Source organism: Ciceribacter sp. RN22 (assembly GCF_024054295.1).
GTDB classification, from domain to species: domain Bacteria; phylum Pseudomonadota; class Alphaproteobacteria; order Rhizobiales; family Rhizobiaceae; genus Allorhizobium; species Allorhizobium lividum.
In genome coordinates, this window is sequence record NZ_JAMXLD010000008.1 from 1,693 (window position 1) to 9,612 (window position 7,920).

Annotated in this window: 2 protein-coding genes and 2 pseudogenes; all 4 read right to left on the reverse strand. The window is 63.6% G+C overall.

What is annotated here, in order from left to right; genetic code table 11:
- A pseudogene (locus NHF53_RS22120) lies at positions 1 to 1,398 on the reverse strand (hypothetical protein); the annotation flags it as partial.
- 171 nt (positions 1,399 to 1,569) lie between these two features.
- Positions 1,570 to 2,196: a L,D-transpeptidase gene (locus tag NHF53_RS22125; RefSeq protein WP_374591301.1), complete on the reverse strand. Its 627-nt coding sequence runs from the start codon at positions 2,194 to 2,196 to the stop codon at positions 1,570 to 1,572.
- Between the two features lie 181 nt (positions 2,197 to 2,377).
- Complete coding sequence (locus tag NHF53_RS22130) at positions 2,378 to 6,160, reverse strand: TonB-dependent receptor (RefSeq protein ID WP_252836128.1); 3,783 nt, start codon at positions 6,158 to 6,160, stop codon at positions 2,378 to 2,380.
- 11 nt (positions 6,161 to 6,171) lie between these two features.
- A pseudogene (locus NHF53_RS22135) lies at positions 6,172 to 7,920 on the reverse strand (hypothetical protein); the annotation flags it as partial.

Consider the following 7,920-nt stretch of genomic DNA (forward strand, 5'->3'; position numbering starts at 1 on the left):
GCCGGAACCGTGGCTTGCATCATACGCACCAAGTGTCGAATTCCACTGCAATGCATCCGTCTGCAGCGCCGCAATGTCGGTGGTGTTGTTGGTCAGCGCCGTATCGGCCGCGCCAAGCGCATCCCCCACGTTATTGTAGGTTCCACCCTGAACCGTGTAGCTCGGCGCACCGACCGTACCCGTCGCCGGGTCGTAGACCGAGCCACCGCCAAGGTTAGAGGCAGTGGAGTTGCCCAGATTGGTCACCGTCGAGCCAAGGTCGGTGACCGCCGTGTTGGTGGCAAAGAGCTGGCTGCCGTTCACCGCATCGGTGGAACTTCCAGAGACCCGGCCGGCCGCGACATTGGTGATCGTCCGTTCGGCGCCCGTCTGACCGACGCTGACCGTCGAGGAAGCAGAGGTTCCAGCGTAGGTGTAGCTTACACCGTCAATGACGTCTCCGGTCGTATTGACGACGGCGCCTGTCGCCGAACCCGCACCCAGAGCCACGTCTCCCGCATTCGCCTGCGCGGCTGCATTCGACCCGACTGCGACGCTCATCGAGGTGGCGCCCTGCGCACCCGTGCCCATGGCGACGGACTCTGCGCCGCTGGCCGATGCGAGCCCGCCGATCGCCACCGCATAGGTGTTGCTGGCCGCCGAAGTCTGGCCGATCGCCACCGCGCTGAGCCCGGTCGCGTTGGCCTGCCGGCCCAAAGCCACGGCACTCCCGCCGTTGGCGACGCTCCGGTCGCCCATCGCGACAGCGCCCTGCCCAGTGACGGTGTTTTGGTACCCCATGCCGACGGCACCCTGTGCGGCGGTTCCCGCCACGCCGATGGCCTGGCCACCGCCGCCGACCATGTTCTGGTTCCCGATGGCAACCGTACCGTTTCCGGTTGCCGTGTTGTCCGCACCAAGGGCGATTGCGCCGGTGCCGGTCGCGGTATTCGGGTCGCCGATCGCCACCGCTCCGTCACCCGAGGCAACGTTCCCGGAGCCGATCGAGACCGCCTTGCCGTTTGATGCCGTGACGTTCGTGCCGATCGCCACCGCCTCGGCCGCTGTTGCCGCCGCACCGGTACCGATCGCGATCGCGGTCGACGGATCAGTACCCGCTGCGCCGCTCTGCTGGGAGGTATCGAGCAAGGTCGCAAAGAGCAGGGTTTCGTTGCCCGGGGGCGGATCGACCTCCTGCGCCGACGCAACGGAAGCGAGACCGACGACTGCGATGGCTACCGATGCCCCGACAAGTCGTGCAGTGCCAAGACCCGGAACGCCGAAACCCAGTCTCTTTCGGCGAATGCCGAGCACACGATGCGCCAGGCGCAGCGCTGCCATGATCAGCCGACGCTGCGTACCGCTGTGATCCATGATCCGACTGACAGAATGGCGACGATTGGCTTCTTGAATTTTCATCTGCATAATCCTCTCCGATTTCGTGTGCTGCTTTGCGCAGCACGGGGCACGAATGATTTCACTGTCATGACGCGTTCACGCTGTTCCGGCTTCAGTTCCGCAGAGCATGGCTGCCGCAACCGGGTAATCCTTTCGTCCGTCGCCTGCGTCGACACCGCAGCATCTGCCTCATCAACCCGCACCTCCCGACGACGCCTTCTGCACACCCCCGCTCCGAGCGGCTGCGTGCGCGGCAAGACTGTCGGTCACAATCACCGGCGTACGCTCCGGCACCCGCTCGTAGAGGTCGATGACGTCCTGATTGAGCATGCGCACACAGCCGGAGGACACATTCGTGCCGATCGTCCACCATTCGGGCGTGCCGTGGATCCGATAGAGCGTGTCTTTGCCGCCCTGATAGAGGTAGAGAGCCCGGGCTCCGAGCGGATTGGCAATTCCGGGCTCCATGCCTCCGGTCCACTGGCCGCTCGCGGCATCGTAACGGGAACGGTACTGTTCGAGATCGGGAAGACGGGCGATCATTTCCGCCGGCGGACGCCATCTGGGCCAGACGGCCTTGCGGCCGATCGTGGCCGACCCGGACCAGGCAAACCCGGCACGGCCGAGCCCTACGCCGTAGCGGAGCGCCCGTCCCCCCTCTCCCACGAGATACAGAAAGTGCGTCGAGGTCTCGACGACGATCGTGCCAGGCGGCATGCCGGTCGGATCCCTCACCTCCTGCCGGTAGAATTCCGGCCGGAGTTTCACGATCGGTACGGGCGGGATCGTTACCCCGCTATCGACGAAAGCGCCGTACATCGCGCTATAGTCGTGGAAACGCCGCGGAGCTGGCGATGGAACAGGTGCAGTTTCGCGCGTCGTGCAGCCCGAGAGTGCCGCAACCGCGACCGCGGACAGGAACGCCCGCCGCGAGACAGGCCCTGGTTCCGTCCCGGCTTGCAAAGGTGTGTTCCTGTCATCCTGAAGGGAAAACGTCATCTCAGAACGTCCCCACCAGATTGAAGAACACACCCCGGTCGTTGAGCGTCAGATCGCGAAGGTCGTCGGAGAATACGCCGAAGTTGTAGCCGAGACCGAGCTTCAGATTGTCGCCGACATGGCGATAAACCGCGACCAGCGCGCCATAGTCCGTGGTGTCGGCCTCCGGCATGTACATCACTCGCCCCTCGAGCAGGGCGTCCCAGTTGTTGACGATGTGGAGATCACCCCGGACGATACCGAGGTGCGCCGTCGATTTCTGCCAGTCGCTGAAGCTCGTGTTGCTGCCGTCGATCACCCGCTCCCGGACCTCGCTGTAGCGGAAGCCGTATTTGCCGCCGATCGACAGCCAGGGCATGAGATCGTAGGTAAAGTCGACCGACAGGATATGGCTTCGCTGTGCCGGGCCGTATTCGTCGCCGCTCACCGCACTCACCTGGTCGGGACCCGGCATGTCGTAGAGCCAGGTGTACTTGAAGAGAGCATTGAAGCGGTCGTTGTCGACGGGACGATAGGCATAGCCGATCGAGGCCTCGACGTAATCGCCGTCACGGAAGGAGCTCTCTCCGCTCGCGTCCGCCAATACGGCGTCGATGTTGAAGAGTGCCCGCCAGTCCTCGCTCGTTTTCCAGCTCAATCCCGCGCCGACCAGATAGGTGTTGGCGTCGCGGGTTCCGTCTTCGGAATCCTCGAACCGCGCCTCGGCTCGCACCCGGCCATTGATGCCGCGTTCCTCGTCCTTGTGCGAAACGGCAAGAGAAATCGCCTGCCGGTCAAAGTCGGAACGCTCGAGCCCGGTATCCGGATTGATCGTGTCGTCGTTGATCCGCCCGATCTCGACACCGCCGTCGATGGTCCAGACGGCGTCCGGCGTGTAGGTCACGCCATAAGTCCTCGCAAGTGAATTGCGCCGACCGTAAAGGTCATAATTGCTTTCAGTATAAGCCGAAAGCATATCGTTGACCTTGCGCCTTGCGCCGAAGACGAGCGTTCCCTTGTCCGTTCCGCTGAGGTCATAGGTCCGGTCGTAATCAAAGGCCCGGTCCGGATCGACCCGATAGGTCAGGTAGTAGTTGTCGTCGGCCGTCGGAGAATAGGTAATGCCCGCCTCGCCGCCGACGCCATGGGTGCCGTAGGAAACCTCCCCTTCGAGCGCGATCTTGTCCGTGAGTTGATACTCCGCGCCGACCCCGACCCTGTCGTTGCGGCTGATGTCACCCGAGCGTTTGATCGTTCCCTGCCCGAAGACGTAGTAACTCTCGTCCTCATTCCGCTCGTAATCGATCCGGACACCCGCGTCAAAACGCTCCCCGTCGAAGCCCGACTTGCCCGAGAGCGTCGAGAGCGGAGAACGCTGTTCCGTGTAGGAGGTGCCCAGCGAGACTTTCCAGTGCTCGTCGAGCTGCTTGCTCAGCACCGCCTCGCCCTTGCGCTTGGTTCGCGGCGCGCTGAGCTCGTCGCCGTTTTCGTCATAGGCGCGCGACTGATGGTAGTCGTCATAGGTGAGCTTGAGGCCGAGGCCCTGGGCAAGCTCCAGATCCGAATAGATCCCCCATTTGGTCTGGTCCGCCGAGATCTGGTCGGAGAGGGTCGAAAAGCCCTCCTCCTTCCTTTCCAGATAGCCGCCGACGACGCCCTTGGCGTTCCCGGTGATATCCGCGAGGTCGAGCTGTCCGCGCAGGCGCCACGCCGAGGCCGTCCGATTCGGGTCCCCGGTCGCACCGAGGTCACTGATTGTCAGCCCGCCGTCGGTCGAGACCGACGAGCCGAATCCCGGCCCTTTCGAACGGGCGATCTCGGCCTCCAGGAACGTATTGTCGGAATGGCGCAGCTTGATGTCCGCGCCATAGGCCTTCTGGTCGGCCGTACCGGTATCCTCGCTGAGGCCCGTCACTCCGACCCGAACCTTGTCGTTCAGCCATTGCTGGGCACGCCCGCCATAAACATAGCCGTCGAGATCGCCGGCAGTCGGCGTGTACTCATATTGGGCGACCAGATAGGCCTTGTTGCCGCCGAGCGCGCCGTCCCGGACAGGCGAACTCGTCCCGGTCGAAGACGACAGCGGCTTCTTCAGGATCAAGACACCCTGCATATAGTCGATCGTGTAGTCCTCGCCGTAGACCAGCGTCTGCCGCTCGATCAACTGGCCCGTCACCTGATCGCGGATCTCGACCGTGATCGTTTCCGATCCTTCCGTCACGTCCTGCCGCTTCAGGAAGTACGCCGATCCGCCGGTTCCGAGGAACTCGTCGCGTTGCGGCATGGTGTCGGGCTTGGCGGCATAGGCGGTCGCCTCCGTCCGCCGCTCTCCGAACGGTGTGACCTGTTCGGAATGGTAGACGGCACTCGCACCATAGAGCGCGCGTTCGGAGCGCAGGAACTCGGTCCCGTGGATGTTGGCCTTGTAATTGCCCCACATCACATGGCTGTCGCCCTGATCCAGGCGAACATAGAATTTCCCCTTCGTCGGCGCGTCCTCGAAGACCGTCGAGTCGTCGCCGTAGACCGGATAGAAATCCTCCGGGTCGAGCCGTCGCAGGATCTCCCGAGGGTTCTTGTCGTCCAGATTGCGGAAGATCTCCTTCAGCTCGTCTTCGCCCGTGTCGGCCGCCGCCGTCAGGAGATATTTCCCCTTGATCTTGCCCTTCAGATAAAAGGCGACACGACCTTTCGTATAAACGCTGTCGTATTCCCCCTGCCGAACCGCTTCGATCCCATTGTCGCCGATCCGCTTTCCGACAGTCAGGTCCGCCAGGCCGACGAAGAACCAGTCGTTTTTCGGGATGTGAATGGCACGGCTGAACTCCAGCCCACCGGCTTTCGATGTTCCCCGCACCGACACGTCCACATCGTGATCGCCGCCAGGCAGGATACGCTGGACGACAAAGGCATTATTCCGGTCAAGCGGCACCACCCCGCCCAGGGCATGAACCTGATAGCCTTCAGGAACGTTGCGGCCATAGACCGTCACCGCCCCGCCACTGACGGGGATATTGTGCAGGGCCGTGTTGTCCTCCGCCATGCCCGGCGCCGGCGCGTCGGTGATCTTGCCTTCCTGAGGAAGTTCACGGGCCGACCGCGCCAACGGCCGCGGACCTGTTTCGTCGAAGCGACCTTCCCCATCATAGACGCGCAGCACGTAATGGAACCGCTTCGCCTCCTCCTTGTCCGATTGCGGCATCATCCATTGCGCCTCGCCATTGATGGCAACCGGGATCACCGCAACCGGAACTTCGGAGATATCCTCGTCCTCGGCAATGATCCTAACCTCCGCCCGCCGGATAAAGGCCGGATAGTTCGACGTCGCAAGGAAGCGCACCGTGTCACCCGCCCGATAGCTGCGACGGATGGGAACCGTCGACACGTTCAGGATCGGCTTGGCATCCAGCCCGTCGAACTTCACCTGGATATCGACCGCCGAAAGACCGACATCCGTCCGGCGCTGCTTCTCGACCGAACGCGCCGGCACGCCCGGTGACGTTCCGCCACTCTCGACAAGAGGCTCGCCGTCGACACTGATCGAGAACGGGATCTTGCCCGCCGCCTCGTCACCCTCCTGCTCCACATTGGGGGCAATCCGCGCTCGCTTGGACGTACTGTCGTCGAGAACCTTGCCACGGATAGCCGGCGCGCACGCCGTGTCATGGCAGAGAGCCCGGCCGTCCTGCGCAAGGGCGGCACCGGATGCGAATTGAATTGCAATCGCCGCGCATCCACTGAGCAGGACTTGCCGGTTACGCCCGTTCGACTTCGCACAAACGCCATGGTTCGAAGTATGTCTCATGACAACGGTCCTCATTGTGCAGTCTCCTGACGGGTCTCGATGTTGAGTTCGTAGCGGCCGGGCACCGATCGCCAACGATCCGAGATTTCCTTCTCAACCGCCTCCATGCGGCGCTTCGACAGGTTGCCGTCGGCGCTGCCGGCGTAGCCGATGCGCAGCGTCGAGGGACCGACTTCAAGAACCTCCATCAGTTGATCGAAACCGTCGCGCCATTCCGGCCTCAGCTCGGTCGTGCCAGCCTTGAAGGCCTTGTCCGTCAGGTCGAGACGAACCACCCGGCCGATCGAGGCGCCGAAGTTGAGCTTCGACATCTTGCCGGCGGTCAGACGGATGACCCTTGGGTTCTCGGTGGTGAGGCGATAGCCGGTCGGCAGGGTGCGGGTGTCGAGCTTCATCACGAAGTTCGATCCGATGCGCGAATCCGGCAGGTCGGCGCAGGCCACGTGGAAGCGGCCATGCTTGTCCGTCGTCACCAGCAAGCCGTTGACCGTGACCACCCGGACCCCCGGAAGACCCGGCTCGCCCTCGTCCTGGTAACCGTTCTGGTTCACGTCGTCGAAGACCTTGCCGATCACGTCACCGCAGTCGAACACAGGCTCGACCATGATCTCGACATCCGCCTTCGCGGGTGGCGCAACCGGATCGCCGCCGGGATCCGTCGCGATCGCCGTGTTGGTGTGTTTGCCGGGCGTTGCCGTGCTCAGAGCAAGCATCTGCAGCTTGATCGTCACCTCGCCGTTCGGCGCGAGAGAAATGTTCTCGAACCGTACCCGCTGTCCGGCGACCACCGGCGTCACCTTGACCCCGTCAATCGTCGCCGAGCCTTCGACAAAACGGAACCCTGAGGGAATGACGTCCGTGACCGTCAGCCCGCCGACCGTGCGCTCGGAGTTGTTCGTCACCGTGATCGTGAACGGTGCCTTCTCCCCACGCTTGATCTGCTTGATGTTCGCCACCTTGATGATCGAGATGTCCGTCTCGACGGCAGGCAGGCTGACCACGGCCTTGCTTTCCTTGGACTCCACGAGTTTGCCGGTCGTGCTCGTTCCGTTGGCATAACCGAACGCGACAGCGGTGTTCTTCACGCCCTCGTCGATGCCCGCGGCCGTATCGATGTCCTCTTGGCCAAGCGGGTAGGTCGCGGTGAAGACCTGTTCGCCACCCGCCGCCAGCTCCGCCGTCGCCGGCGTAAACGCGGACAGGGCATTTGCCGCGGTCTGGTCTTTGAACAGCGGCCCCGGATCCCGGATCGATACATCCGAGAGCGTCACATTGCCGGTGTTCTTGACCGTGAAGGTATAGCGGATCACCTCCCCGATATCCGGAGCGCCATCGCCGTCGCCATCCTCGAAGGCTGCCGACTTCACAAGGTCGAGCGACGGGTTGATGGCTGGCGTTACCACGCAGCGCGGATCCGTCGGCGTCGCCGTGCAGTCCGGAGGCGTCGTGCCCGTCTCATAGGCGAGGTTGGCGATCGTCGTCACACCGGCCGGGATCNTCACGCAGCGCGGATCCGTCGGCGTCGCCGTGCAGTCCGGAGGCGTCGTGCCCGTCTCATAGGCGAGGTTGGCGATCGTCGTCACACCGGCCGGGATCGGGTCGTTGACCGTCACCTCAACCGTCAGCACCAGCGTGCCCGGCGTCGAGCCGACCTGCGCCGGGACCGTCAGCCCCGTCCAGACGATCTCGGAACCCGAGACCGTGCCGCCATTGTCGGCCGACACGAAGGTCGTGTTGGCGTCGAAGGCGTCCGTCACACC